Annotated in this window: 21 protein-coding genes and 1 tRNA gene; 15 read left to right on the top strand and 7 right to left on the bottom strand. The window is 50.5% G+C overall.

Translation table 11 applies throughout. From position 1 onward, the window contains the following. The coding region (locus HOM51_10110; GenBank protein MBT5034863.1) for a radical SAM protein at positions 1–803 on the top strand (803 nt) is incomplete at its 5' end. A 377-nt stretch (positions 804–1,180) separates the two neighbouring features. Here HOM51_10110 and HOM51_10105 read toward each other — a convergent pair. After that, positions 1,181–1,255: transfer RNA gene (locus tag HOM51_10105), tRNA-Gly, on the bottom strand. A gap of 111 nt (positions 1,256–1,366) precedes the next feature. Here HOM51_10105 and HOM51_10100 point away from each other — a divergent pair. From HOM51_10100 to HOM51_10080, 5 genes are all read left to right on the top strand, one after another. Beyond that, positions 1,367–1,867, top strand: coding sequence for a prolyl-tRNA synthetase associated domain-containing protein (locus tag HOM51_10100; protein MBT5034862.1), 501 nt, complete (start codon positions 1,367–1,369; stop codon positions 1,865–1,867). A gap of 88 nt (positions 1,868–1,955) precedes the next feature. Next, positions 1,956–2,879: a thioredoxin gene (gene trxA, locus HOM51_10095; GenBank protein MBT5034861.1), complete on the top strand. Its 924-nt coding sequence runs from the start codon at positions 1,956–1,958 to the stop codon at positions 2,877–2,879. Then, positions 2,876–3,529, top strand: a complete 654-nt coding sequence (locus tag HOM51_10090; protein MBT5034860.1) for a hypothetical protein — start codon at positions 2,876–2,878, stop codon at positions 3,527–3,529. Before trxA ends, HOM51_10090 begins: the two co-directional genes overlap by 4 nt. 35 nt (positions 3,530–3,564) lie before the next feature. Further along, positions 3,565–3,759 (top strand): Trm112 family protein, encoded by a 195-nt coding sequence (locus HOM51_10085; GenBank protein MBT5034859.1) that lies wholly within the window; start codon positions 3,565–3,567, stop codon positions 3,757–3,759. 6 nt (positions 3,760–3,765) lie between these two features. Continuing rightward, complete coding sequence (locus HOM51_10080; protein MBT5034858.1) at positions 3,766–4,140, top strand: DUF971 domain-containing protein; 375 nt, start codon at positions 3,766–3,768, stop codon at positions 4,138–4,140. Positions 4,141–4,145: 5 nt separating this feature from the next. On the opposite strand, the gene HOM51_10075 is transcribed toward HOM51_10080, so the two are convergent. After that, positions 4,146–5,384, bottom strand: a complete 1,239-nt coding sequence (locus HOM51_10075) for a UbiH/UbiF/VisC/COQ6 family ubiquinone biosynthesis hydroxylase (protein MBT5034857.1) — start codon at positions 5,382–5,384, stop codon at positions 4,146–4,148. 321 nt (positions 5,385–5,705) lie between these two features. Between HOM51_10075 and HOM51_10070 the strand changes: the two genes are divergently transcribed. The 9 genes from HOM51_10070 to HOM51_10030 all read left to right on the top strand — a co-directional run bounded on the left by HOM51_10070 (position 5,706) and on the right by HOM51_10030 (position 20,050). Further along, positions 5,706–6,044 (top strand): P-II family nitrogen regulator, encoded by a 339-nt coding sequence (locus tag HOM51_10070; protein ID MBT5034856.1) that lies wholly within the window; start codon positions 5,706–5,708, stop codon positions 6,042–6,044. A 13-nt stretch (positions 6,045–6,057) separates the two neighbouring features. After that, entirely contained in the window at positions 6,058–7,362 is a 1,305-nt protein-coding gene (locus tag HOM51_10065; protein ID MBT5034855.1) for an ammonium transporter, read from the top strand. Positions 7,363–7,525: 163 nt separating this feature from the next. Continuing rightward, positions 7,526–8,719 carry an aminotransferase class I/II-fold pyridoxal phosphate-dependent enzyme gene (locus HOM51_10060; GenBank protein MBT5034854.1) on the top strand — a complete coding sequence of 398 codons (1,194 nt, stop codon included), beginning with the start codon at positions 7,526–7,528 and terminating at the stop codon, positions 8,717–8,719. A 34-nt stretch (positions 8,720–8,753) separates the two neighbouring features. Continuing rightward, positions 8,754–11,102, top strand: coding sequence for a cell division protein FtsK (locus HOM51_10055; GenBank protein ID MBT5034853.1), 2,349 nt, complete (start codon positions 8,754–8,756; stop codon positions 11,100–11,102). Continuing rightward, positions 11,062–11,763: an outer membrane lipoprotein carrier protein LolA gene (locus tag HOM51_10050; GenBank protein MBT5034852.1), complete on the top strand. Its 702-nt coding sequence runs from the start codon at positions 11,062–11,064 to the stop codon at positions 11,761–11,763. Before HOM51_10055 ends, HOM51_10050 begins: the two co-directional genes overlap by 41 nt. A 231-nt stretch (positions 11,764–11,994) precedes the next feature. Beyond that, positions 11,995–16,854, top strand: a complete 4,860-nt coding sequence (locus HOM51_10045) for an NAD-glutamate dehydrogenase (protein MBT5034851.1) — start codon at positions 11,995–11,997, stop codon at positions 16,852–16,854. A 119-nt stretch (positions 16,855–16,973) separates the two neighbouring features. Next, on the top strand, positions 16,974–17,594 hold the full coding sequence (locus HOM51_10040; protein MBT5034850.1) for an SIS domain-containing protein: 621 nt from the start codon (positions 16,974–16,976) through the stop codon (positions 17,592–17,594). 80 nt (positions 17,595–17,674) lie between these two features. After that, positions 17,675–18,802 carry a tetratricopeptide repeat protein gene (locus tag HOM51_10035; GenBank protein MBT5034849.1) on the top strand — a complete coding sequence of 376 codons (1,128 nt, stop codon included), beginning with the start codon at positions 17,675–17,677 and terminating at the stop codon, positions 18,800–18,802. A 69-nt stretch (positions 18,803–18,871) separates the two neighbouring features. Beyond that, a complete protein-coding gene (locus HOM51_10030) occupies positions 18,872–20,050 on the top strand; it encodes a tetratricopeptide repeat protein (GenBank protein ID MBT5034848.1) in 1,179 nt (392 codons plus the stop codon). A 5-nt stretch (positions 20,051–20,055) separates the two neighbouring features. Here HOM51_10030 and purH read toward each other — a convergent pair whose 3' ends face one another. The 5 genes from purH to HOM51_10005 all read right to left on the bottom strand — a co-directional run bounded on the left by purH (position 20,056) and on the right by HOM51_10005 (position 26,777). After that, complete coding sequence (gene purH, locus HOM51_10025) at positions 20,056–21,627, bottom strand: bifunctional phosphoribosylaminoimidazolecarboxamide formyltransferase/IMP cyclohydrolase (protein MBT5034847.1); 1,572 nt, start codon at positions 21,625–21,627, stop codon at positions 20,056–20,058. Positions 21,628–21,653: 26 nt separating this feature from the next. Beyond that, entirely contained in the window at positions 21,654–23,522 is a 1,869-nt protein-coding gene (locus HOM51_10020; GenBank protein ID MBT5034846.1) for a polysaccharide biosynthesis protein, read from the bottom strand. 77 nt (positions 23,523–23,599) lie between these two features. Beyond that, positions 23,600–24,541, bottom strand: a complete 942-nt coding sequence (locus tag HOM51_10015) for an SDR family oxidoreductase (protein MBT5034845.1) — start codon at positions 24,539–24,541, stop codon at positions 23,600–23,602. Further along, positions 24,541–25,773 carry a glycosyltransferase family 4 protein gene (locus HOM51_10010; protein MBT5034844.1) on the bottom strand — a complete coding sequence of 411 codons (1,233 nt, stop codon included), beginning with the start codon at positions 25,771–25,773 and terminating at the stop codon, positions 24,541–24,543. The genes HOM51_10015 and HOM51_10010 overlap by 1 nt, the downstream gene beginning before the upstream one ends. Then, positions 25,770–26,777, bottom strand: coding sequence for a glycosyltransferase family 4 protein (locus tag HOM51_10005; GenBank protein ID MBT5034843.1), 1,008 nt, complete (start codon positions 26,775–26,777; stop codon positions 25,770–25,772). Before HOM51_10005 ends, HOM51_10010 begins: the two co-directional genes overlap by 4 nt. Between the last annotated feature and the right edge of the window lie 15 nt (positions 26,778–26,792).

Here is a 26,792-nt window from a genome sequence, read left to right as displayed (position 1 = left end):
GGGAGCCGATAGCCGTCATCGACGAGATAATGGATTATATGGCCAAGTATGATGCGACAAATTTTGATTTCTACGATCTTACAGCAATTGTCAAAAAGAAATGGATTGTAGAATTTTGTAGTTTGATCATCGAGCGCGGGCTCAAGATTACATGGCAGTTTCCATCCGGCACCCGTAGCGAGGCGTTAGACAACGAGGTGACCAGACTGCTTTATGAATCCGGATGCAAGTTCATCACTTATGCACCTGAAAGCGGCTCCGACGCCATGCTGAAGCAGATAAAAAAGCAGATTTCCAAGCCAAAAATGCTGCTCTCCATGCGCGACGCTGTGCGCAATGGGCTCAACGTGAAAGCTAACTTCATTCTCGGCTTCCCGGCTGAAACCGTTCGCCACGCACTAGAAACATTCGGTTTTATCTTTCGGATGGCGTTGATCGGCATTAAGGACGTATCTGTATTCCCATTTTCGCCCTATCCCGGGACGGAGCTGTTCGATGGGCTTCGCCAGAGCGGAGAGATTACGCTCAACGATACCTATTTCAGGGATCTTTCGCTGGGAACAGCGAGCATTCCAGGCTCGGACACTTCTGCATTTAAAAGAAGCTACTCGCTCCGGACGCTTCGGTATCTCTGCCTGTTTGGGATCGCACTGTTTTATGCGACCAGTTACCTTACCCGACCGAAACGGTTTTTCGTGCTGGTCCGAAATCTGATAAACAAAAAACAAGAAAGCCGTCTGGAACGTGCTCTGCTGATATTGCTTGCCCGCCGTGCCCGACAAATGGAGGAACGGGCGAATTGAACGTTGGTTCCTCTGCACTTCCTGTAACTCCCTATAGAAGACGATATTTTTCTAAAGGCTAAATCTGTCTACGTGGCTTTGTCGTATTAACTAGCCTCTGCAATCCAACGAATGTCCGCATTGGGTCGCCGATACATCTGATTTGACCTGCCAGTAGAACAGCAACAACGTACGAGAACTCGCAGCGATGAGCGGGGCCGAACGTGTGGGCAATGTGGCCTAGTCTACAACAAAGGATCTGGATCAGTATAAAAGCGAATGTGGAAGCATAGGTGCGCAAAACTGTACCGTGTGCTTCCCTAATGCTTCCCCCAGCAAAGGCTCTAGATCGCCCAACCTAAGATAGCTCCATAACACATTGATAATATGTGGGGAATTGGAGCGGGCGATGAGGATCGAACTCACGACTTCAACCTTGGCAAGGTTGCGCTCTACCGCTGAGCTACGCCCGCACCAGATCGCCTATATGGCGAACGGAGCGTGACTATAGTCATTGTTGCCCGCTTTGCAACATCCCAATTGAGGAGATTGAAGTAGGCCGGTCTCCGCTTTAGGATCACCGCATGGCTTTAAAAACTCCCGCGACACCTGATGACTTATTTGCCCGACTGGTAGAGTTGAATATTGAGACGGTGACCCATCATCACGCGCCGTTGCATTCGGTGGCGGAAAGCCAGGAACTGAGAGGTGAGCTGCCGGGCGGACACTGTAAAAACCTGTTTCTCAAGGATAAAAAAGGCGTGTTGTGGCTGGTCGTGACGTTGGAAGACCGTCAGGTTGATATGAAAACTCTGAGTGGAACGATTGCGTCGGCGCGGCTGTCGTTTGGAAAGCCTGAGCTAATGATCGAAGTCTTGGGAATTGAGCCTGGATCGGTCACGCCATTTGCCTTGATCAACGATCCTGACCACCAAGTCCGGGTGGTATTGGATGCTGAAATGATGGACATGGAGCTGCTGAATTACCATCCGCTCAGCAACCGTATGACGACGCGTATAAGCGCATCTGACTTACTAATATTTATTGCTGCCTGTGGGCATACACCCGTGACGGTAAAATTATAGTCAGACTTCACCCTTGCGGTCTGACACGTAAACCGCCATTTATGGGAAACCTATTACGCCGTTTGACCTGTTGACAGGAAATGATCTGATGTCTCTCGCTCTCGATCCTAATGATCCCGCCGCTCTTGGCCCATCCGCCGCGCCTGCTAACCTTATCAAGGATAGCGATACGGCGAATTTTGGCGCCGATGTAATTGAGCCTTCGATGGAGGTTCCCGTCATTGTCGATTTTTGGGCACCCTGGTGTGGGCCGTGTAAGCAGCTTGGGCCTTTGTTGGAAAAGCTAGTGACTCAAGCCGGCGGCTTGGTCCGCATGGTCAAGATCAACGTCGATGAAAATAAAGAACTGGCCGGGCAATTGCGCATCCAATCGATCCCCGCGGTTTTCGCTTTTAAGGATGGCCAACCTGCTGATGGTTTTGTTGGTGCCCAGACAGAACGCCAGATCAAAGATTTCATCGGCCGATTGATTGGCGATGCGAAGACACCTTTGGATGCGGCGCTCGAACAAGCCAAGGCCGCGTTTGAGGATGGAAATATCGATGTAGCCGGTCCAATTTATATGGACGTTATGCGCCAAGATCCTGAAAATGCAGAGGCAATCGCGGGCCTTATCCGCTGCTCCATTACGATTGGAAAATTGGAGCACGCTCAAGAAATTATCGGTCAGCTCGACGATAAAATTAAGGCTGCACCCGAAGTTGCGGCTGCCATTAGCGCACTGGAATTGGCCGAACAAAGTGGTGATTCAAGCGATACGGCTGACTTACGGCAAAAGGTTGAAGCCGATCCCACCAATCACCAAAGCCGCTTTGATCTTGCCATGGCGTATTATGGCGCTCAGCAAAACGAAGAAGCATTACGTGAGCTTTTGGAACTTTTCCGGCGCGACCGCGCTTGGGACGATGAAGCCGCAAAAAAACAAATGCTAAAAATATTTGAAGCTTTGGGACACGATCACCCGACGACGTTGGAAATCAGGAAAGAGCTGACAGCGCTCTTATATTCATGATCGAAGAGCATTCTAATCTTCCGGAAGTTTTACCGCTTTTTCCCCTAACAGGAGTCTTATTGTTGCCGCGCGCGAGTTTGCCATTAAATATTTTTGAACAACGATATTTGGATATGGTATCGGCGGCAATGGACGCCGAAAGCATGATCGGCATTGTGCAGCCGCAAGTGCCTGAACGAGACCCCATCAGTTCGGATGCCCAGCTTTACGATATCGGTTGTGTCGGTGAAATCGTGTCGTTTAACGAAACAACGGACGGGCGAAATCTTATTACCCTGGCAGGAGTTACCCGATTTAAAATCATCGAAGAAATTGATAACGATCAGCCCTATCGATCAGCCCGAGTATCCTATGCTCGGTTTCAAGATGACCTGTTGCCGGGCGAAGCCTCAACTGAAAAAGAGCGCCGTCTTCAAGCCATTCGGGCCTATTTTGATCTTAAAAATATTCAGACCGACTGGAGCGTAATAGAAAAAGCAACGGACGAGGTGGTTGTCTCCTCGCTAGCAATGGGGTGCCCGTTCGCGGGTGTGGAAAAACAGGCGCTTCTGGAAAGCCCGAACCTGAAAGAAAGAAGCGAATTACTGACCAGCCTTATGGAAATGGCCGTTCAAGAATCCGGTGTCTCAGCGACACCGATGACGCAATAACGAACCCGCAACAAGATCCTTGGAGAAAGAGTGCGATGCCCGAGCGAAAAGTAGATCCGAAACTTTTGGAAATATTGGTCTGCCCTCTCAGCAAAGGCCCGTTGCGTTATGATGCGGCGGCGCAGGAACTGATCAGCGACCAAGCCAGTTTGGCGTATCCGATTAGAGACGGCATTCCGATCATGCTTATTGATGAAGCGCGGTCGCTTGACGACGGTGCGGGTGCGTAGATGAATATGACGAGCAAATATGAACCAGCTTATCGACCCACCGAAATTCGCTTGAAAAAAGATGAAAAAGTGTTGGAGGTCGATTTTGATGACGGCAAGCAATTTAAACTGCCGGCTGAATTACTGCGCGTTGAAAGCCCGTCGGCGGAAGTCCAAGGCCACGGCCCTGGTGACAAAACGGTTGTAAGCGGCCGACGTCATGTGGGGATCATGGGTGTGGAAGCGGTCGGAAACTATGCGGTTCGAATTAAGTTCGACGACCTGCACGACACCGGCATTTATTCTTGGGATACGCTTTATAACTTTGGTGACCGCCAAGATGAAATTTGGGAAAATTATTTAGTTGAATTGAAGGTAAGAGGTCTCAGTCGAGACCCTTGATTATCTTACAAGGGTTGGCCGCGCATCAGTTTTGGCAACTCTCCAGATAACCCCATGGCCGAGCGCATAAAGACTTTCTTGAGCGGCCCCATTTTATTAACCGCAGATAGGCCCAGATCACGGGCCAGACGTACAGGCCCAATGGTGTTTGAAAACAAACGATTGAGACCATCCGTTGCGGCCAACATTAAGGTGTTATCGAAACGCCGCCAGCGCTGATAACGCTCTAAAACAATCCGGTCTCCTAAATCCATACCCAGACGCCGGGCGTCCACCAGGACTTCGGCCAAGGCTGCAACATCCCGTAATCCCATGTTTAAGCCCTGTCCGGCAATGGGGTGCATGCCATGCAGGGCATCGCCAATCAAGGCTAGCCGAAGGTCAATCGCGCGCTCAGCAAATTTCAACGTGAGCGGATAGGCCCAACGTGGACCGATGACTTTAAGATCGCCCAAGAAATCACCGAACCGGGGCTTTAGTTCTTCAAGGAAGTCAGCATCATCAAGAGCCATAATGGCGGGTGCCAAGTCAGACCTTTCCGCCCAAACAATGGACGCGCGATTTTTCCACAAGGGTAAAATTGCGAAGGGCCCCGCAGGTAGAAAATGTTCGTGGGCAATATGATGATGGGGCTCTTGATGCTCGACCGTGCAGACGATGCCGGTTTGATCATAGGACCAACCAGTGGTGCGGATGTTAGCTTCTCTTCTGGTCGTAGAGTTTCGTCCGTCAGCACCAATGACCAGCGCGGCGCTCACGCTCACGCCACTTTTCAGGCCCGCGCGAACACCCGAAACGGATCGTTCTAAGATGTCGACCTGATCTGGTGCTAAAATTTGGATATTTTCCAAAGTAGACATCCGATCATAAAGTGCACGACGAATGGAGCGGTTTTCGATCATGTAACCAAAGGCTTGGCTCTCGGTATCTTTGTGGTCGTAATGCAGAAAAAACGGCGAATTCCCTTCAGTGACACGAATGTCCTCAATCGGGCAGGCGTTCTCGGTCATTGAGTCCCACAGTCCAACAGACTCCAAAAGACGTTGCGAGGCGAGAGCAATTGCGGATGCCCGCCCATCAAATTCCGCATCAAGCCCGACCGAAGGGTCTTGAGTATCGACCACAACGGTCCGCAAACCCCAGTGGGCCAGCGCCGAAGCGAGTGTCCCACCAACAAGTCCGCCGCCAACGATGAGAACATCGCAATTGAGAGTATTTTCAGGGGTCTTCTTATTTTCGCTCATGGGCCTCATGATAAAGCGGATTGGCATCGTACACCCACATTAAAAAATGCCTATTTTTTAATCGATATATTTAATATGATTATTATTTATGCATTATTAATCAGGTGCTCCCAAATTTCTTTTCGAAAAAATTAGTATAAGTGATTGAATTATAATCATTATTCTACCTTCCTAAAAACCGGCATGGTTCTTGAAGTATAGGGCCTGAAATAAATTATTCCTGAAATTAGGCGGTAACCATCTGCTGTATCGGGAATGGGGACAAACCATTGCCGCTTCTAAAACTTCAAAAACGGCAATCTGAGAAGAGGAAGTTACGAGATGAAACTCGTTATGGCGATTATAAAGCCCTTTAAACTCGATGACGTTCGCGAAGCCTTAACCGAAATTGGCATTCAAGGCATGACGGTCAGCGAAGTTAAAGGGTTTGGTCGACAGAAAGGCCAAACAGAAATTTATCGCGGTGCAGAATACGAGATCAGTTTTTTGCCGAAGGTAAAACTTGAAGTTGTCGTGGCCGATGATGTTGCAGAAAAAGTAGCAGACAGCATTCAGCAAGCCGCCGCGACAGAAAAAATCGGTGATGGCAAAATTTTTATTACCGACATTGAAAAAGCCGTTCGAATTCGCACGGGCGAAACAAACGACGACGCGCTGTAGGAGAATTTAAATTATGTACTTATTGAATAAATTTAAGAGTATCGGGACGCTCGCGTTTGTGGGCTTTCTGGTATCAACTGGTATGGCCTTCGCCGCTGAAAAGCCGACCCTCGACAGTGGTGATACGGCCTGGATGCTGACCTCTACGGTCTTGGTTCTGATGATGACCATACCCGGGCTTGCGTTATTTTATGGCGGCATGGTGCGTAAGAAGAATGTTCTCGCCACAATCATGCAAAGCTTTGCAGTGACGTGTTTGATGACGGTTCTATGGATGGTCATCGGTTATTCATTGGCATTTTCCGATGGGGGAAGTGCCAACGCCTTTGTCGGTGGCCTTAGCAATATGTTCCTGAGCCAAATGAAACTTGATACGCTGAACGGCACCATTCCCGATTCAGTCTTCATGACCTTCCAAATGACTTTCGCCATTATTACTCCGGCCCTCATCACCGGTGCTTTCGCGGATCGTATGAAATTCTCCTCCATGTTGGTCTTTCTTGGCGCTTGGATGATCATTGTTTATGCGCCAATTACCCACTGGGTGTGGGGCGGCGGTTTCTTAGGCGGCGCGGGTGTGCTTGATTTTGCTGGCGGCACAGTGGTTCACATTAATGCCGGCATTGCCGGTCTCGTCACCGCAATTGTTATCGGAAAGCGGCGTGGTTATCGCACTGAAAACATGGCGCCTCATAACTTGGTTCTGAGTGTGATCGGGGCTGCGTTGCTGTGGGTTGGCTGGTTCGGTTTCAATGCCGGCTCTGCCGTTGCGGCCAATGCGACCGCGGGTATGGCCATGGCGGTTACCCAAATTTGTACTGCTGCTGCGGCCTTGACGTGGATGTTCGCCGAATGGATTTATCGCGGAAAGCCAAGTGTTTTGGGTATTATCTCGGGTGCAGTCGCCGGTTTGGTCTGCATCACGCCTGCTGCCGGATTTGTCGGACCTAGTGGTGCCTTAATCATGGGTCTAATCGCTGGTGTTGGCTGTTTCTGGGGGGCCACATTCCTGAAACAGATGTTCAACTACGATGATAGCCTGGATGCTTTCGGCGTACACGGCGTTGGCGGCATCATCGGTGCGTTGTTAACAGGCGTGTTCGCGCTTAAAGAAATCGGCGGAACATCTGGATTGTTGGAAGGCAACGCCGGACAGGTCTGGATTCAGGTCGAAGGCATTGTCGCGACAATAGTTTATTGTGCGATTGCGACCTTCATAATTCTCAAATTTGTCGAGACGATCATGGGTCTTAGGGTTGACGAAGAGGCTGAAGTCGAAGGCCTTGATATCAACCTGCACGGCGAAATCGTCCACTAAATAGTTCCGCACTGCCGTCAGGGCCTCAAAAGGTCTCTGACGGCGGTGTCGGAAAAATTATTTCCTCCCTAAACCGGCAAACAACAGTTTGCCGGTTATTTTTTGTTTCCAAGAGATGTCTCTCCGCTTGTCCAGCAGGGTGTCCGTCGATAATATCCGCGCCATGTTGAACGAAATGATTAATCAGTTAACCGATTATCCCTTTGACCGGACTCGGGCACTTTTGGATGTTGCGCAACCGCCGGAAGGCATTGAGGCTATTGCCCTCTCAATTGGCGAGCCTCAACACGCGCCGCCATCATTGATTGCTGAAACGGTTGCGGCGAATGCGCACCTGTGGGGTAAATATCCGCGACCGGATGGTATACCGGAACTGCGCCAGGCCGTGTCAAGCTGGCTCACCCGTCGCTTTAATGTTCCTAACCAAGACATTGATGATAAAGTAGGGATTATCCCTGTTTTGGGAACGCGCGAGATCCTGTACATGGCGGCGACCCTATCGGTTCCAAGAAGTGTATCAGGAGAACAGCCGGTCGTTCTCATTCCCAATCCCCTCTATCATGTCTACTCTGGTGGGGCGATTATGGCACAGGCGGAACCGGTTCTTGTTCCGGCCACCCACAATTCCAATTTCATGCCGGATTATAGAAATCTAGACGAGCGTACCTTGCGCCGCACAGCCATGGCCTATTTGTGCTCGCCTTCCAATCCGCAGGGCGCTATTGCCGACATCAACTATTTAAAAGACGCCATTCGCTTGGCCCGGGAATTTGATTTTGTTTTGGCCGTGGATGAATGTTATTCGGAAATTTACGATCAGGCGCCGCCGCCCGGCGCTTTACAGGCGTGTGCTGAATTGGGGGACGGATATAAAAATGTTCTGGTCTTTCACTCCCTATCGAAGCGTTCCAGTGCGGCCAGTCTGCGCTCGGGCTTTGTTGCCGGAGACGCGGAATTGATTAAAAATTTACGTCGCCTACGTTGTTTCAGCGGTGCCACCATGCCCTTGCCACTTCAAGCCGCTTCAGCAGCACTTTGGAATGACGAGGCGCATGTTGAAGAAAACCGCATAAAATACCGCGCTAAATTTGATGTCGCCGAGAAAGTCTTGGAAGGGCGCTACGGATATTATCGTCCGGGGGGTGGATTCTTTTTATGGCTTGATGTCGGAGATGGAGAGGAGGCCGCGTTCAAGCTTTGGACTGAAGCTGGAATTCGTGTGCAACCCGGCGCTTATATGGCCCGTTCTGATGACAACGGATACAATCCGGGAGCGTCTTACATCCGCGTTGCCCTTGTTCATGAAACAGATGTGATTGAAAAGGCCCTTAAACGGCTTGTTAAGGTCCTTCGTTAAGACATTGTAAACCATGGCAGAGTAACAATCGGGTATGCCAAGATACATATCTGCGCCTGATCCGACTGCATTCCTTTCTGACGCCGCCCTGGATTTTCTCCGCCGGCGTGCGTTTGAGACCGGTGGCTTTATTTTATTTGCTATCGCAGCGTTGTTGACCGCCCTGTTGGTCAGCTATACGCCCGGCGATCCCTCCTTGAATGCGGTCACGGATATGCAGCCTGGTAATATCTTGGGTCTGCCTGGTGCCTACATCGCCGATTTTTTATTACAGACATTTGGATTGGCAGGCGTTCTCCCTGTCGTCGCATTGATCGCTTGGGGCACGAAACTCTGCCGTAAGTCGGGCATCCATCGACCGAGTATCCGCCTGGTAAAATTATTTGCCGGGATGATCATAATGTCATTTGGTTTGAGCGCTTTGCCGCAATTTCAGGAATGGCCCTTAGCCGTTAAATTGGGCGGAATTATTGGAACCATGGGTCTGTCACAGGTCATCGCATGGACTCAAAGTTTAGGACCTTTTATTAACGAAGGTTCGGTCGGTTTTATCTTTGGATGTGCCGGTTTGGCGTTGCTCGCCGGGGCCTCCGGATTAAACAGTTCCGAATGCCAAAGTGGTCTATCGACCTTAAAATTTTTCACAGTGGGTGCGGCGATACGGACTTGGCGGGCTTTCAGGTTTGTCTCTCAATTGGGCACATCAAGAAAAGGTCTTCCTCCGTTACCAAAAACACCGAAGGATCCTACAATTAGCAGACCGCTAAAAAATCAGCGATCGACCCCGGAACCTAAGATTGAAGCAAAAGCCCCGCGCGCAAAAACAGGTAAAAAAGCCACCGCGCTTAAACAACAAAATCTAAACCTTGGCCAAGAAGACGAATATCAAATTCCGGCCCTGGAAATTCTTGAGGCGGCACCAGCTGTTACCGGCGTCAGTATCGCCAAGGACGCATTGCAGCAAAACGCCCATTACTTATCTACTGTGTTGGAAGATTTTGGTGTACATGGCGAAATCGTGAAGGTCCGACCGGGTCCGGTCGTGACACTTTATGAACTTGAGCCCGCACCGGGCACCAAGACATCCAGAGTTGTCGGTTTATCGGACGATATTGCCCGGTCCATGAGCGCGATTTCGGTTCGTGTGGCGGTAGTTCCAGGTCGCAACGTGATTGGCATTGAACTGCCGAATGCTGATCGTGAAATGGTTTATCTGCGCGAACTGTTGGAATCAGATACCCTGGAACGCGCGTCAGGTAGCTTAAATATCGCTTTGGGAAAAGATATTGGCGGCAATCCTGTCGCCGTTGATTTAGCGCGTATGCCACATCTTCTTATTGCGGGCACGACGGGTTCGGGTAAGTCCGTCGCTGTTAATACGATGATCCTCTCGCTGCTTTATCAATATACGCCGGATCAATGCAAATTCATCATGATCGATCCGAAGATGTTGGAATTGTCCGTTTACGAAGGCATTCCCCATTTATTGGCACCCGTGGTTACCGATCCGCCCAAAGCCGTTATGGCCTTAAAATGGACGGTTCGAGAAATGGAAGACCGCTACCGGACCATGTCAAACTTGGGTGTGCGAAATATAGCCGGCTATAACAAGCGGGTTGCTGAGGCGACTAAAAAAGGTGAGGTCCTAACCCGCCAAGTGCAAACCGGGTTTGACGAACAGGGCAAACCGATTATCGAAGATCAGCCGCTCTCCATGGAGCCGTTGCCGTTAATCGTCGTCGTCGTTGACGAAATGGCAGACCTGATGCTGGTCGCAGGCAAAGACATTGAAGGGGCGGTGCAACGCTTGGCACAAATGGCCCGAGCCGCTGGAATTCATTTAATCATGGCGACACAACGTCCTTCAGTTGATGTTATCACCGGCACAATTAAGGCTAATTTCCCGACTAGAATTAGCTTTCAAGTCACTTCGAAAATTGACAGCCGTACGATTCTTGGTGAGCAGGGTGCAGAACAGCTTTTGGGGCAGGGCGATATGCTCTACATGGCGGGCGGTGGTCGCATATCGCGGGTTCATGGGCCGTTTGTGTCAGACAAAGAAGTTGAAAATGTTGTTGCCCACTTGAAATCCGTGGGAACGCCTGACTACATTGAATCTGTCACTGAAGAAGCAGATGATCCTGGCACAGCACTTGTCGGCGGGAACACTTCGGAAGGTGATGCATTGTATGATGAAGCGGTTGCGCTGATCGCTCGCGAAGGTAAGGCATCTACCAGTTTTATCCAGCGACATCTGCAAATCGGTTATAACCGCGCGGCGCGTATTATCGAGCGTATGGAAGGTGAAGGCGTTGTCAGTAAAGCGAACAGAGTCGGACGTCGTGAGGTGCTCATCGGCAACGACGGGGAAAACGTCTTATAAGCTTTTCGGAGCCTGTATCTTTCTATTTGCCTCCCTTTTCGTTTCCATCATTTCCGCTTTTGTTTCCGGGCTCGTTCTCGCCGACCCACCCAAACGGCCTGCCTATAGTGCGACTGATACAGTGGATATCAAGCGGGTAGAGGCGTATCTGAACAATCTGAAGACCTTAAAGGCACGGTTCCTTCAAGTGACATCGACGGGGGGGTATTCCGAGGGCGAACTTTTTATTTCCCGGCCCGGTAAGATGCGAATTGAATATAAACCGCCGGTTCCGATCCTTATTATCGCGGATGGGCACTGGCTCATCTACAATGACAAAGAACTGGAACAAGTTAATTATGTGGATTTGAAATCCACGCCAGCGGGTGTTCTGGTGGCGGAGAAGGTCTCTTTTACCGATGGCGATTACCGGGTCGCTAAAATTCAGCGACGTGCAAACACACTTCGACTGCTGGTTACAAAAAAAGAAGATGAGGCAGAAGGAGCCGTCACGTTAATTTTCAGCGACAGTCCTCTGGTCTTAAAAAAATGGGCCATCACCGATGCCCAAGGTGTTCAAACGACCATCTCACTGTTGGGCACAAGATTTGGTGTTCCTCTTGATCCAAAACTTTTTGAATTTGATGATCCAGATAACGAAATTTATCGCGAAGATTCATAGCGCCAAAATTACTAGTTAATTGTCAGATGACAATTTAACTTTTTTATTCTCTGAACTGAATCATGCATTTAGTGTAATTAAATCCACCTTTAATTAATAAAACTTTTATTCGCGCTAATTACCATGCGAACTTAAGATAATACACGACGTCTTTGTATTTATTTATTAAATAAGCTACGGTTTTTATAATTAGGCGGAAATTATCCGTCAAGCCGAGTAAGGAGGGGGACGATGGTCAAAGCCTTGAAGCGCAAGAAAAAATCCGGGTTGGTCGATCGAATTGTATCGGAAGCGAAAAAACAACCGGCAAAATCCAAGGGCTCTAGCGTCGAGACCTTTATCCGGCTTTATTACAAAGATGTCCCGCCTCAGGATATCCAAGCCGAAAAACCCGCAACCTTGTGGGGTGCAGCGAAGGCGCACCTAGAATTCAGCGCGACACGGTCACGCGCAAAAGCGTTGGTTCGGGCCTACAATCCAACCCTGAAGGCGGACGGCTGGAAATCAGCCCATTCGGTGGTTGAGATCGTTGCCGACGATATGCCATTTTTGGTCGATTCGATTACAGCACTGCTAAACAGTCGTAATTTGACGGTGCATCTTGTCGTCCACCCTGTCTTGAAAATTAAGCGAGACAAGGCCGGCAAGCTTGTTCGCGTTTTATCACCGAATGAACCGGATACCGGCGCGACTTCTGAAACAATGTTAAGATTTGAAGTCAGCCAACAGCCGCTTGAGCAACTTGAAAATATCACCAAGGAAATAACCAAGACAATAAAAGCCGTGCGTGCATCCGTCGAAGATTGGCGCCCGATGCGCGAAAGCATGATGGCTATGATTGACGAATTAACGGAAAAGTTTAAAGGAATTCCATCAGAAGTTGTTGATGAATCTCGGGATTTCTTGCGGTGGGCCTATGACAACAATTTCACGTTCCTTGGCTTCCGGGAATACAATTTCGAAGGATCTGGAAAAAAAGTAAAAGCTTCCGTAGAGGGAAATACCGGCCTCGGATTACTGCGCAGCGCCCGCACTGCAGAGTATGCTTCTCTCAGTGATCTAGCGTGCTTGCCGCCTGCTCGAAGTGTCTCGAAGACAGACCCCAGCTATTTACTTATCATAAAAACAGAAATTTTGTCGCCGGTGCACAGGCCTGTTTATCTGGATGCCATAGCCGTGAAAAAGATGGACAGTCGCGGTAAGGTCATTGGCCAAAGACTATTTCTCGGGTTGTTTACCTCATCCGCATATAGCAGCAGTCCGCGTGAAATTCCGCTTCTGCGCCGCAAACTTCAAAATGTCGTCAGCCGTGCGCAATATGGATCGTCAAGCCACAGTGGCAAAGCGCTTGCGAATGTTTTGGAAACCTATCCTCGTGATGAACTGTTTCAAATTTCCGAAGATGATCTGTATAACACCGGCCTCGGAATACTCCACCTTCAGGAACGCCAAAGGGTCGCGTTGTTTACGCGGCGCGATAATTTCGATCGATATATCTCATGTCTAATTTTCGTGCCTCGTGACATTTACTCCATGTCGTTGCGCGAACGTCTGCAAAAAACTTTGGAAAAAACTTTCAAAGGAAAGGTCGCAGCACACCACATTGAATTTGGCGATTCCGCACTTGCTCGATTGCACATCAGTATCAAAACAACGCCTGGGAAAATTCCCAACTATAACGTCACTAATCTTGAGGCGGAGCTTGTTAACCAGGCACGCACCTGGACGGGTGGCTTAACGGATGCCCTGACCCGTGCCCACGGTGAAGCGCGCGCACTGGAAATTACCGAACGATACGGTAAGGCATTTCCAAGAGGATATCAGGACACCTTTAGCGCCGAGGACGCGGTTGGGGATATTGTTAAAATTGACGAAGCCATCGACAACGATAGACTTTGTATGGCGCTTTATCGCCAGAAGGGCGCTAAGAAACATAGCCTTAACTTCAAAGTATATAATCCAGATCGGGCGGTGCCATTATCCGATGTTTTGCCCATGCTTGAACACATGGGGCTTCGGGTTGTTGACGAGCACCCATTCCGTATCCGTCCGCTTAATGACGGCGACCGTACTGTTATGATTCAAGACTTCGGCGTGGAAACTCGAAGCGGGGCATCGGTTAAGCTAGAGGACGTTAATCAAAATTTCCAAGATACGTTTATCAGGACCTGGACCGGCCAGATGGAAAGCGATGGCTTTAACGCGTTGGTTTTACAGGCGGGTTTGGCCTGGCGTGACGTTGTTGTTCTGAGGGCCTACAGCAAATATCTGCGACAGGCTGGAATTGCTTTCTCTCAGGCTTATATGGAGCAAACCCTTGCCAACAACCCAAAGTTAACGCGCCTGATCGTCAATTTGTTTTCGACCCTATTTGATCCAACTTTGGCGAAGACATCAGAAAAACGCGCAAAAGATCTCCGCCGTAAAATTCGCGATGGGCTGAACCAAGTAACCAGCGCCGACGAAGACCGAATTATATCGCGTTTTATAAATGCCGTTGACTCCACATTGCGGACCAATTTTTATCAACGCCGCTCGAGTCATGGCGAGCCGAAGGCTTATGCATCGTTCAAACTGGATTCCGGCAATATTGATGAATTGCCATTGCCGCGCCCGTTCAGAGAAATTTTTGTCTACAGCCCCAAGATCGAAGGCGTGCACCTGAGATTTGGCATGGTTGCTCGTGGCGGTCTTCGGTGGTCTGATCGACGGGAAGATTTCCGGACCGAAATTCTTGGCCTGGTCAAAGCTCAGCAAGTAAAGAATGCGGTGATCGTCCCGGTCGGATCAAAAGGCGGTTTCGTCGTCAAGAAACCGCCTACCTCAGGGGGTAGAGAAGCTTTCATTAACGAAGGCATTGCTTGCTATAAAACCTTTATTTCAGGTCTGTTGGACATCACCGATAATCTGGTTGGCAGCCGTTTGATTCCACCCGCGAATACAATTCGGCGGGACGGTGACGATCCCTATTTGGTGGTTGCAGCGGATAAGGGCACCGCTACATTCTCCGATATCGCCAACGGCGTTTCCGATGATTATGGCTTCTGGCTGGGGGATGCCTTCGCGTCCGGTGGTAGTATTGGTTACGATCACAAAAAAATGGGCATTACGGCGAAGGGGGCCTGGGAATCAGTTAAACGCCACTTCAGAGAAATGGGGGTCAATACCCAGAAGGAAGAATTCACGGTCGTTGGCGTTGGCGATATGTCGGGCGACGTTTTCGGCAACGGCATGATGCTGTCGCCTCACATCAAGTTATTGGGTGCCTTCAATCATCTGCATATATTCGTCGATCCAGATCCGGACCCGGCGAAAAGCCTGGCTGAAAGAAAACGGCTTTTCAAGCTGCCGCGTTCAAGCTGGGGTGACTATGATGCTAAGCTTTTATCTAAGGGCGGCGCTATATTTGATCGTTCGGCAAAGTCGCTGACGCTAACGCCTGAAATTAAAGCCTGTTTCGGCATCACGCAAAGCGCACTGTCACCGAATGAGCTACTTGGTCATATGTTACGAGCGGAAGTTGGGCTCCTATGGTTCGGTGGAATTGGAACCTACATTAAGGCATCCGATGAAACAGATGCCGACGCCGGTGATAGGGCTAATGATCCCATTCGGATCAATGGCAAAGAGGTCCGCGCTAAAGTTATTGGTGAGGGGGCGAACCTGGGCGTGACACAACGTGGCCGCATCGAATATGGCCTGAATGGTGGCCGTCTAAATTCAGATTCTATCGACAACTCCGCTGGCGTCGATTGCTCAGACCATGAAGTTAATATCAAGATTTTAGTCAATTCTGCCATTGCTGGCGGCGGGATGGACCAAAAGCAGCGCACCTCCTTTTTGGCAAGTATGACCAAGGAAGTCGGTGAACTGTGCTTGGTGGATAACTACGAACAGACCCAGACCATTTCAATGTCTCAGTTCCAAGGAACCGCGGTTCTGGATAATCAAGTGCGCTTGATGCGGATGTTGGAGCGGTTGGATATTTTGAATCGTAGCGTCGAATACCTGCCTGATGATGAAACGATTGCCGAGCGGGCACAGGCAGAACAAGCCTTAACCCGGCCTGAAATTGGCGTTCTCCTATCTTACTCCAAAAACTGGTTGTACGGCGATTTGCTGCAGACACCGTTCCCTGATGATCCGTTTCTTGTTAAGGATCTGGTCCAGTATTTCCCAACACCGATGCGCGAAAAGTTTAAAGAATACATTGGGCAACATAGGCTACGCCGTGAAATCATCGCGACAGTATCAACCAATGAGATGATCAACCGGGTCGGTGAAACCTTTGTTACCGAATTCATGGAAAAAACCGGTATGCCTGCGGCGGATATCGTTCGCGCCTTTACCATTGTCCGTAACGTGTTTGACCTGGATGAGCTTTGGGATGAAATTGAATCCTTGGATAATAAAGTTCCTGCCAATGTTCAGACGGTTATGCACTTGACCATCAATGCGCTCATCGATTGGGGCGTGCTGTGGTTCCTCCGTCACGGTAAGCGGCCGCTAGATATCGGATCAGAAGTTGCAGAATACCAGGCGGGTGTCCATGTTCTAACCCATAATACCGAGGCTGCTCTTCCCCGACATTACATCAATGACATCGGGTTGCGAGCAAAACCAAGCGTGGCTAAAGGCGTTCCGGAAAAACTGGCAAATAGAATAGCCGCCTTGGTTAATCTTTATACCGCGTGTGATATTGTTCGCTTGGCGACAAGTCGGAAGATATCCGTTGCCCATGTAAGCAACCTTTATTATTTCGTGAGTAGTCAATTTAGGTTGGGCAGATTACGCGCGGCAGCGGAAGGGCTTGATTCCTCGACGCACTGGCAAAAGCTCGCAATTGATGCGCTGGTTGAAGAAATTTATGGCCACCAATTGCGTATGACGACACAAATTCTTGATTTTGCCGGACCCAAGATGGCCCCCGAAAAAGCGTTGGCTCAGTGGACCGAGCATAATCAAGACGTTGTCGATCAGGCAAATCACCTGTTGACCGAACTTTGGACGACCGGCATGTCGGATGTCTCCATGGTTGCTGTTGCCAGCCGCCAGTTACGGGCTCTTGCGGATACGGCCGATACCAAATAGCGGCAACGAACAAATTATTTCCTGATATCATTTCCAGATTCTATTTCCCCGGCATTGAATATGCCGGGGAAATAGATCAGACTCCGGCCTCTTGACGACACCAGGAGCCGTTAACATTTATGACTTTTCCAAATAAAAAATATCCCGATATCGCGGGCTTTGCCGGTGATTATTTTGAAAAATACGCCGTAGCTGCGGCCTCCGTTGATCGCGACAAATTGGCAGAGGCCGGGCAGTTATTAGAGGCCGCCTATCAACGCGGTGCCACCGTTCACGTTTGTGGCAACGGCGGCTCGGCCGGTATTTCAAACCATCTGGTGTGCGATCACTTGAAGTGCATTCAGACCGATACCGATTTGCTGCCCCGCGTAAATTCGCTCAGCGCTAACATTGAGATGATTACGGCCATCGCCAATGACATCTCTTATGACGAATGCTTCGTCTATCAGTTGCGGACACTGGCGCAAGCTGGCGATGTGCTAATCACAATAAGCTCATCCGGCGATTCGGAAAACGTCGTCAGAGCGGCGGAATGGGCGCGGGAAAATAATGTTGATGTCATTTCCATGACCGGATTCACCGGTGGTCGTACAGGAAACCTGGCAAACGTGCACCTGAAAGTAGAAGGTGATAATTACGGCGTTATCGAAGACACCCACCAATCATTGATGCACATTCTGGCGCAGTATCTCCGCCAAGCTCGAATGGAAGAGTCTACGATTATCGAGAGAAAATTCTAAGCAATCTTGACTGCCATCAAGGAAATTTCTGGCGGGTTTGAGTAACCTATTCTCTGAAATACGAGAGTAGGGGTTTCGCTATGACCAAAAAACGTCTTCCAACTGCGAAAAAAAATCCCTTTAATAAGTTGATAAATAGCACAAAAGGCATTTGCGCAGCAGCCATAAAGAAGGCTGTTAAGCTAGGGTCAAACCTTTCAAATTCGAAGCCAGAAAAAGAATTTTTCACCATAGAAGATTACATAGATTGGATTGTCACAAGAACAGCTCAGGTTACAAATGCGTTGGATGCGACAGAAAACATAGCCCAAAAAACCCGATACAAAATTGAATTAGCGGGGCTTCTCAAACTACAAAAACAACCGACGGAGGCCTATGAGGCTCGCAAAACGAAACTCGTAAAATATGCTGAAGAGATTAAGCGCCTCGCCAAAGATGCGGCCAAAGGTACGGATGTGCAAAATATAGCACCCATATGGCGGGCCTTAGCGTTGGACAATACGCAGCCAGCCGAATTATTTCTGCACCAATTGTCTAAGAAAAGCGGCCCCACCGCTGGCGCAGCAGCTTTCCTCCTAGGCCAAATTTCGGAAGGACATTTCGATTTTGATCAAGCGCTCACGTTCTATCGGAAAGCCTATTTAAACGGCCCCAAAAATCGCAACTACCTGGAAGCCAACGCCCATATGGCATCTTTATTGGAGTGCTATGAAGAAGCCGAATCGTTGTTGCAAGGAATTATAGAAATACTCGGCCGTGCCCGCCGTTCAAATCATGGAAAGTTATTCAATGCATACACCAACTTGGCGCATATTTTAGAAATGCGAGGGGATATGGAGGCGGCTCTTGTGCACCACCAACACGCCCTTCAAGTGCGAGAAAAAGCACTTGGCCCAAACCACCCAGAGCTTGCTGGAGCACTAAATAATATGGCTGCCCTTTGCGAAGTACGTGGCCATGTTGACGAGGCGTATGAGTATAGCAAGCGAGCGGTGGGTATTTATCAAACCAATCTTAAGCCTGATAGCCCCAAAGTTGCAGCAGCCCTCAGCAATCTTGCAGAAATTTGCCAAAAGAAAAATCATCACCAAGAGGCAAAACAGAATTATCAGCAAGGGCTGGAAATTGCGCGTAAATCCGGTGGTATCGATAGCCCTCTCTATATAAAAATAAAATCTAATTTGGACGGACTCAAAGAACGGGCTTAAATAGACCGTGGTCGGAGACGCAGACCCGTGATAACGTCGCGTGACGTCGCTGCAAACGGGAAAAGAAATTTGACCAACGAAACACCAAAAAATTCACGTAAGTATCAGAACTCTCTGCAGGTCGCAGTGGTTCTTTTTGGTGCTTTCCTATCGGCTTGCGCCAATCAATATGGAGAAGACATCGGGCCGGCGGATATGGTGAAATCCTATCGCACAGGTCAAGAAGAGTTCCAATCAGGCCGATATGATAACGCCCTAGCCCACTACCAAGCAGCCCTGATCATCAGTGATAAAGAAAATGGCCCTGAAGATAAATCGGCAGCCACTATTTTAAATGCCATGGCGCTGACCCATAAGACCAAAGGTGACTATGCCGCAGCCGAACCACTCTACAAACGATCACTCGCAATTAGAGAAGAAATTTATGGCAATGATCATCCGTCTCTCGCAACAACTCTGAACAATCTCGCATCCCTTTATCGGGCTCAGGGAAAACTCGATCAAGCCGGACCGCTTTATGCTCGCTCTCTAGATATTCTCAAGGAGCTTGCAGGTGATAATCAGGAAAGTATGGACGCCCTTATCAGCAGTTTGGCGGGAGTTTATATTCGACAAGGAAAATTTACCGCAGCGCGATCCCTCTTGGAATTAAATTTGGCGGCGCGCGAACAGAAACTCGGAAAAGATCACCCCGATGTTGCACAGTCTTTAAATGATTTGGCCGAACTCTACCGTCTACAAAGAGACTATAAGGGAGCCGAACCTCTCTTCCGTCGCGCCTTAGGAATTTGGAAAACAAAATTGGGTGCGGAACACCCAAATGTGGGGACCGCACTCAACAATCTGGGCTTGGTATATAAAGGTCAACGAAAATACGCTGATGCGGAATCCAATTATCGCCAAGCGTTGGAAATTCGAGAGAAATCTTTGGGGCCTGACGATCCTTCTGTCGCTGCGAGCCTGAATAACTTGGCAAGTCTGCGCTACCGCCAAGGGGTTTATGCGGAGGCAGAGCCAATGTTCAAACGGGCTCTGAGCATTATCAAAAATGCAGTTGGAGTGGCTCACCCCCGGTATTCGCGAGGCGCCAAAAACTATGCGGTCCTATTGCGTAAACTCGGTCGCGGGGAAGAGGCAGATTCTGTTTTAGATTCAATTAAATCAAAGAAAGATTTAATCCAAAATGGAACCGACAAAAAAGCCCAATCCTCATCTGAGGACAAAGATTCAGAAGACAAAGGCTCATAAGTGACCTAGTGCCGGAAATGGCGCATGCCTGTGAACACCATGGCAAGGCCGACTTCATTGGCGGCGGCAATCACTTCATCATCGCGAATAGATCCACCTGGTTGAATAACCGCCGTGGCACCTGCTTCGGCAGCCGACAACAAGCCATCCGCAAATGGGAAAAATGCGTCAGAGGCAACAACGGACCCTTTGGCCCAGCTTTCCGGATCGCCTGCAACCTGGGCTGCGTGTTCGGCCTTGAACGCCGCAATGCGAGAAGAATTCACCCGACTCATCTGACCCGCCCCTACGCCGACAGTCATGCCGTTTTTGGCATAAACGATGGCGTTAGATTTCACATGCTTGGCAACGGCAAACGCAAATAACATGTCGGCCATTTCCTGTTCGCTCGGCAACCGTTCGGTCACGGTTTTAAATTCGTCAGACGTGAGCAATCTATCACGCTGTTGAAACAGGTACCCGCCCGCTAAGGCGCGAATTGTCATCCCATCGCTTGCCGGGTCCGGCATGCCACCGGTTTCCAAGACGCGCAGATTCTTTTTAGCGCTCAAGATTTCTCTGGCTTCAAGGTTAACTTCCGGGGCGATGACAACCTCGGCGAACAAGTCCGCAATTTCCGTTGCGGTGTCGCCATCAAGCGCCCGGTTCACGGCAACAATCCCGCCAAAGGCACTTTCCGTGTCGCACGACAAAGCCTTTTTATAGGCATCGGTCAGCGTGTCAGAAATTGCTACGCCACAAGGATTAGCATGCTTGATAATCGCACAGGCGGTTCCGTCGAATTCTGCCACTAGCTCAAACGCGGCGTCGGTATCGTTTAGGTTATTGAAGCTGAGTTCCTTACCCTGCAATTGTGTGGCCGCAGCGACACCAGGCCGGTCATCGCCGGTAACGTAGAAAGCAGCTTCCTGATGGGGGTTTTCACCGTAGCGGGTGACTTGGCGTAACGACGCCCCCAAGGCGATGTTCGGCGGGAAGGTGCGGCCGATTTCACCATTAAACCACGTGCTGATCGCGCCATCATAGGCCCCCGTCCGACCATAGGCAGTGGCTGCTAATTCACGCCGGAAATCAGCGGTCGTCGCACCATCATTGGCTTTCATTTCTGCCATGACTCGATCATAGTCGCCGGGATCAACAACCACGGTTACGAAGGCGTGGTTTTTTGCTGCAGCCCGGATCATTGCCGGGCCGCCAATGTCGATGTTCTCGACACAGGTATCGAAGTCGGCACCGCCTGCGACAGTCTCTTCGAACGGATAGAGGTTCACCACCAACAGATCAATCGGCGCAATTCCGTGCGCGTCCATCGCTTCTTGGTGTTCCGCATTATCCCGGACAGCCAGCAAGCCGCCATGAATTTTTGGCTGCAAGGTCTTAACTCGGCCATCCATGATTTCTGGGAATCCGGTGTGATCCGAAACTTCAGTGACGGCAACGCCCGCGTCACGCAACGCTTTCGCAGATCCTCCGGTGGATAAAATTTCAACACCGTTCTCAACTAAAAACGTGCCTAATTCTACAAGCCCGGATTTATCGGAAACGGATAATAATGCTCTTTGAATTTTCTCGCTCATAACTTCAGAATTTCCTTTGGTGTGATTTACCGAGTTGCCGCGATCACTGCGTTTTCATCTGATCCTATAAATTCAGGAACGGCGCGGATAATCGCCGCCCTGGTTTCCTCGACGTCTCCAGTGGCGCAGACGTCTTCAATTTCCCGCAGCGTATTGGTCAACTGGTCGTACCCCGTTGCACGGGGAGCTGCCAGAAGGACCCCCGGGCACGCCGTAGGTGTCGGCGCTTCTTTGCCATGAAACATTTCTTCGAACAATTTTTCGCCCGGTCTTAGTCCGGTAAATTCAATTTTTATGTCGTCATTCGGCTTCAACCCAGCCAAACGGATCATCTGTTTGGCCAAGTCCAGAATCAGAACCGGCTCACCCATATCCAGAACAAAGATTTTGCCGTCTTCCTTGAAAGTGGTCGTCCCAAATGCTGAGGCCTGCAAAACCAATTCCACTGCCTCGCGGACCGTCATAAAATAACGCGTCATTTCGGGGTGAGTTACTGTCAGGGGCCCACCGGCTCGAAGCTGCGTTTCAAACAACGGCACAACCGATCCCGTGGACCCAAGTACATTACCAAAACGAACGGTAACGAAGCGTGTTCCCTCACCGCCACTGCGCTTCAGGTCCAGTGCTTGGCAATAACTTTCGGCGACGCGTTTGGTGGCACCCATGATGCTGGTGGGATTGACCGCCTTGTCCGTCGAAATCAGAACCATGGCATCAACGCCAGAACTTACGCAGCATTCCGCAACGTTTGCTGTGCCGCGAATATTGGTGCGGGCACCTTCAACCACGTTGGCCTCGACCATCGGAACATGCTTTAAGGCGGCCGCATGAAATACCAGTTCCGGCGAAACATCAGTAAAAACTTCATCCAACCGGGCGCGGTCCCGGACATCGGCCAGTACGGCGCGCCTCGGGGTTTCTGGTGCATGACGGCTGAGGTCCATATCGATTGAATATAAATTAAACTCAGAATTATCGAGTAAAACCAGCTCGGCAGGGGCAAAGGCAGAAATCTGTCGGGCAAGTTCACTACCGATACTGCCGCCAGCGCCGGTTAGCAAAACCCGGCGGCCTTTGATCAGGCGGTCCATGGCGTCACGGTCCAACGCTGCTTGCGGCCGACCGAGAAGGTCTTCCACCGCGACAGGCTTAACCTCGAGTGATGCTGCATCTGTGACTCCTGTCCTGAAATCGGTCAATTTGGGCAAGCGCGCGAGGGTCATTCCCAGGGCACCCGCTCTGTCGAGCAAGTTCCGAACTTTTGTCCCGTTCATCGTATCGTAGGTTAAAATAAGACGTTCCGGGCGCCGACCTGATCGTTGCAACGTTTCGACAATGTCGTCCAAATCGTCGGTCGTACCAAGAACCTGGACATCGTGGATATTACGACCTACTCGGGCCGCGCGTTCGGCGACAATTCCGACGACTCTGTAATTACCGTCACTTTGGCGCTCCATGGCGCGGATGAACTGTTCGGCCTCATCGCCTGCGCCAACTAACAATACAGGGATTCGGCGGTGGTCTTCATCTTCCAGAACAAATTCAAACTGACGATCCTTTAGCAATCGATAGAAAAACCTAGGCCCACCCAACAGCGCCATCAACACGCCCCAATTGATAATCGGCAAAGATCTCGGAAGATCCTCCAGCCGGGTCCAGGTAAACATCACCAGCAAGAAAATAAGGATAACGAGTGTGGCAGATCGGGTGATTGCCAATAAATCATTAAGCGATGCATACCGCCACACGCCGCGATACAAATCCATGTACCAGAACACTCCGGTGGCGATAACCACGAAAACGCCAGCACCCTGCAACAAGATGTCCGTGGGGTAATAGAAAATACCATCACCGATGCGCAGGTAAAGAGCGGCAAGAAACGATACCGTTGCCATGAAAATATCATGTGCGAAGACGATGAGTCCGCGGGCAGGAATGGCCTTAAATACTTTCAAATCAGCGACGTCCTTACTTATACAGACCTAAACCAAGTTGCCGTTTCGGTTAGTCCTTGTACCATGGTAAATGGTGGCGTCCAGTCTAGATCGCGCCGGATTGCAGAATCATCAACTTCCAGGGACTCAATGAGTCTGGAAACCATACCACTTTTGCCGGTTAATGCACCGCCAGCCCGGAGCAGTAATCTGGGGACAGGAAATAAATAGGTCTGCTTTCCAAGGGCCTGAGCTGTGCTTTTTATCAAGGTTGTTGTAGAGACATCATCGCCATCCCGGACAAGATAGAGATTGCCAGCGGCTTTGGGATGCGTGAGGCACCTGATCAGTGCATCAGCCAAATTACCGACATAAATCAAGCTGCGCCTATTCTGAAGACCCCCCAAAGGAAGCGGCACCGTCTTTCTGCAGATATTCAGTAGCGAGCGGAAATTTCCCTTTACATGTGGGCCATAGACCAGAGGCGTGCGCACGACGACCGTTTCCAATCCATTGATCTCATGAAGCGCCTGCTCGCCCTCCCATTTGGACTGGCCATAGGCATCTTCAGGTTGCGGCGTGCTTGCTTCGCTGTAGGGGTGATTGGTCGTTCGTTCGCCATTGACCTTGATAGAACTAAGAAAGACCAGTCGCTTAACACCTGCATCAGCTGCCGCTTCGGCCAATCGCTTCGTGCCATCCCGATTAATGCGTCGATACGCGGCAAGGGGATCAGCGTCGGATTCAGCCATTACATGGGCGCGACCTGCCAGATGTAGAACGGCGTCGAAATTGCTAAGCGCCTCTTGCCAGTTTGTCTCTGGACCAATCTCTCCGATATTTTTCAAACGAACATTTTTCAAATGATCCGCAGACGGACCATAACGGACCGTGATGGTGACATCGTGCCCAGCCTGGGTCAGCATAGGCACCAGCGCCCGACCAACAAAACCCGTTGCCCCTGTGACCAGCACCCGCATCAAGAAGCCCTACCTTTAATCACCCGCTCAAACACACTTAGCATCTCACGCGCTTGAATTTCTCGGCTATGCCCAGGGGCTGCGGCAAGGCTTTGTGCACCAAAGTCGCGGCAGCCATCGCGGTTTTTTTCAAACAACATCGCGGCCCCGGCCAAACCCAAGGCGTCACCCGCTGGAACCCAACACCCGGCACGGTCTCGTTCGACAATGCGGCTGCCTTCGCCGCGTGGCGCACTCACGATGATGGGCAGCCCCATGGCCATGGCTTCAAATATTTTAGAAGGAATGACTTCGGCGAAGGTTGGGTCATCGCGGAGATGAACCAAGGCGACGTCGCAGAGGCTCCAAACTTGCGGCATGCGTTCCTTGGGCTGCATGGATAAAAATAAGACGTTGTTCAGGCCACGCTGTTCGGCGGCTGCGATGAGGGCTTCGCGCTCTGCTCCAGCACCCGCCAACAAAAATCGAATTTTCTGTTTTTTCGCCGCAACAATTTCAGCCGCATCTAAAACGTTGCCGAGCCCATGGGCCATGCCGTGGGTGCCGACATATCCAACGACAAATTCATCGGTAAGGCCTAATTCCCGCGCTAGCTCAGGGTCACGGCCACGGGGGCCATAGCGCCAGGTATCAACCCCGTTAATCACCACGTCGATTTTATTGCCGTCAATACCCCGGCGGATCAGATCTTGTTTAAAGGCACCGGTCAGGGCGACAACCGCATTGGATCGCCGATACATGGAAAGTTCCTGGCGTTCCATCTGGTTGTAGAGAAAGCTTTTTTCCATCGCGCCAACAGCCGAAATTGACGCCGGCCAGAGATCGCCCAGCTCAAAAATAAAGGGCACGCCGTGATGTTTAGCAGCGTCCAATCCAGCCAAGGCGGCGCCCGGTTGAGGGGAGGTCGCGCAAATCAAATCAGGCCGGGGTTCTTTCTTCGCAGCTCGCGCGGCGTTGATCCGAAAGCTAAGAAAATCGAGGGCGCGGCGGAATTTCCCTCTGTTTGGTGCGATGTAGGTTTTAACGCGGACCACCCGCATGCCTTCCATCGTTTCCGTCTGAAAAGTATTTTTGTAGCCCTCAAAAACTTTTCCTTGGGGGAAATTTGGCACGCCGCTCACGATCGTGACTTCGTGCCCCCACTTGACCCAATAACACGCGCGTTCGAACACGCGGGTGGCGGACGCGTTGGTTTCCGGCGGAAAATTATCACTGATGAAGAGAATTTTCATAAGTTTTTATTTCCGCCAACCTTTTGAAGGACAACAATTATTCCGGCTACCACGACACCTGTACCAATCAATGCTTGCGCTGTAAGAGAGGGATTCGTGGTGGCGAATACCGCCAGTCCAACCAAGGCAAGGTTTGTCAGCATTATCGCCAGGACAACAGACTGGTGGCTCCATCCCCGCTGCACGGCACGTTGATAGGCATGTTGTTTATGGGCCTGCCACACCCGTTCCCCGCGAATCGCCCGCCGACCCAAGGTCAAGGTTGCGTCGGCAAAATAGTACGCCGGCAGGATTAAGGCCGCTGCCCCGTAGCCCTCTTGTGCCAAGGACAAAAGGATCCAGCCCAAAAGAAATCCTAGGGGGATGCTCCCCACGTCACCCAGAAAAATCCGCGCAGGTGGCCAGTTCCACCACAAAAACCCTAATGCCGCCGCAGTTGTGACCAGGGCATAGGGAAACAACCCACTCGTTGCGCCCGCTGTAATCAACATGACACCAACGCAAACGGCGATCGTTTCCGTTGCCGTAATCCCATCGATGCCATCCATGAAGTTGAACAGATTAAGAAACCAAATCCACAAGACTCCAGCAGCAATTGTGTCCAGAATCGGAGGTAGAAAACCGCCGAAATACGCAGCCTCGTTGGGGGCGGAAATCAAAGCAACGCTGACGGCAACAACCTGTCCAACTAAGCGCAGGCTGGCCGGTAACGGACGCAAGTCATCACGCCACGACAGGACGGCCAGACCAGAGGCCACCACACAAAGAATTAAAATTTGAGGAAGATTGCCGAAACCTGTAAGGGCCAGAACGGCCCAGGCGGCAATAAGAACGGCACTAACAGCCAAGCCACCCCCCCGAGGTGTCGGGATTGTGTGGCTGCTGCGTTCGTTCGGGTGATCGAGGATGGCGCGTTGCTTTAGGTAGCCCAGCGCCAAGCGTGTGCCGCCAAGCGACAGCAAAAAAACGGCGACGAATATTCCGGCGAAAAGGGGTAAATTCATAGCCCCTATTTATAT

The organism is Rhodospirillaceae bacterium, assembly GCA_018660465.1.
Taxonomy (GTDB): Bacteria; Pseudomonadota; Alphaproteobacteria; order Rhodospirillales; family JABJKH01; genus JABJKH01.
This window is presented reverse-complemented; position numbering and strand designations above follow the sequence as displayed.

Excerpts from the sequence above, each read along its gene's own strand:
- purH (MBT5034847.1), bottom strand. The coding sequence starts at position 21,627 with ATGAGCGAGAAAATTCAAAGAGCATTATTATCCGTTTCCGATAAATCC.
- HOM51_10075 (MBT5034857.1), bottom strand. The coding sequence starts at position 5,384 with ATGAGCGAAAATAAGAAGACCCCTGAAAATACTCTCAATTGCGATGTT.
- trxA (MBT5034861.1), top strand. The coding sequence starts at position 1,956 with ATGTCTCTCGCTCTCGATCCTAATGATCCCGCCGCTCTTGGCCCATCC.
- HOM51_10080 (MBT5034858.1), top strand. The coding sequence starts at position 3,766 with ATGACGAGCAAATATGAACCAGCTTATCGACCCACCGAAATTCGCTTG.
- HOM51_10045 (MBT5034851.1), top strand. The coding sequence starts at position 11,995 with ATGGTCAAAGCCTTGAAGCGCAAGAAAAAATCCGGGTTGGTCGATCGA.
- HOM51_10065 (MBT5034855.1), top strand. The coding sequence starts at position 6,058 with ATGTACTTATTGAATAAATTTAAGAGTATCGGGACGCTCGCGTTTGTG.
- HOM51_10070 (MBT5034856.1), top strand. The coding sequence starts at position 5,706 with ATGAAACTCGTTATGGCGATTATAAAGCCCTTTAAACTCGATGACGTT.
- HOM51_10035 (MBT5034849.1), top strand. The coding sequence starts at position 17,675 with ATGACCAAAAAACGTCTTCCAACTGCGAAAAAAAATCCCTTTAATAAG.
- HOM51_10020 (MBT5034846.1), bottom strand. The coding sequence starts at position 23,522 with ATGGCAACGGTATCGTTTCTTGCCGCTCTTTACCTGCGCATCGGTGAT.
- HOM51_10090 (MBT5034860.1), top strand. The coding sequence starts at position 2,876 with ATGATCGAAGAGCATTCTAATCTTCCGGAAGTTTTACCGCTTTTTCCC.
- HOM51_10085 (MBT5034859.1), top strand. The coding sequence starts at position 3,565 with ATGCCCGAGCGAAAAGTAGATCCGAAACTTTTGGAAATATTGGTCTGC.
- HOM51_10055 (MBT5034853.1), top strand. The coding sequence starts at position 8,754 with ATGCCAAGATACATATCTGCGCCTGATCCGACTGCATTCCTTTCTGAC.
- HOM51_10040 (MBT5034850.1), top strand. The coding sequence starts at position 16,974 with ATGACTTTTCCAAATAAAAAATATCCCGATATCGCGGGCTTTGCCGGT.
- HOM51_10010 (MBT5034844.1), bottom strand. The coding sequence starts at position 25,773 with ATGAAAATTCTCTTCATCAGTGATAATTTTCCGCCGGAAACCAACGCG.
- HOM51_10005 (MBT5034843.1), bottom strand. The coding sequence starts at position 26,777 with ATGAATTTACCCCTTTTCGCCGGAATATTCGTCGCCGTTTTTTTGCTG.
- HOM51_10060 (MBT5034854.1), top strand. The coding sequence starts at position 7,526 with ATGTTGAACGAAATGATTAATCAGTTAACCGATTATCCCTTTGACCGG.
- HOM51_10015 (MBT5034845.1), bottom strand. The coding sequence starts at position 24,541 with ATGCGGGTGCTGGTCACAGGGGCAACGGGTTTTGTTGGTCGGGCGCTG.
- HOM51_10100 (MBT5034862.1), top strand. The coding sequence starts at position 1,367 with ATGGCTTTAAAAACTCCCGCGACACCTGATGACTTATTTGCCCGACTG.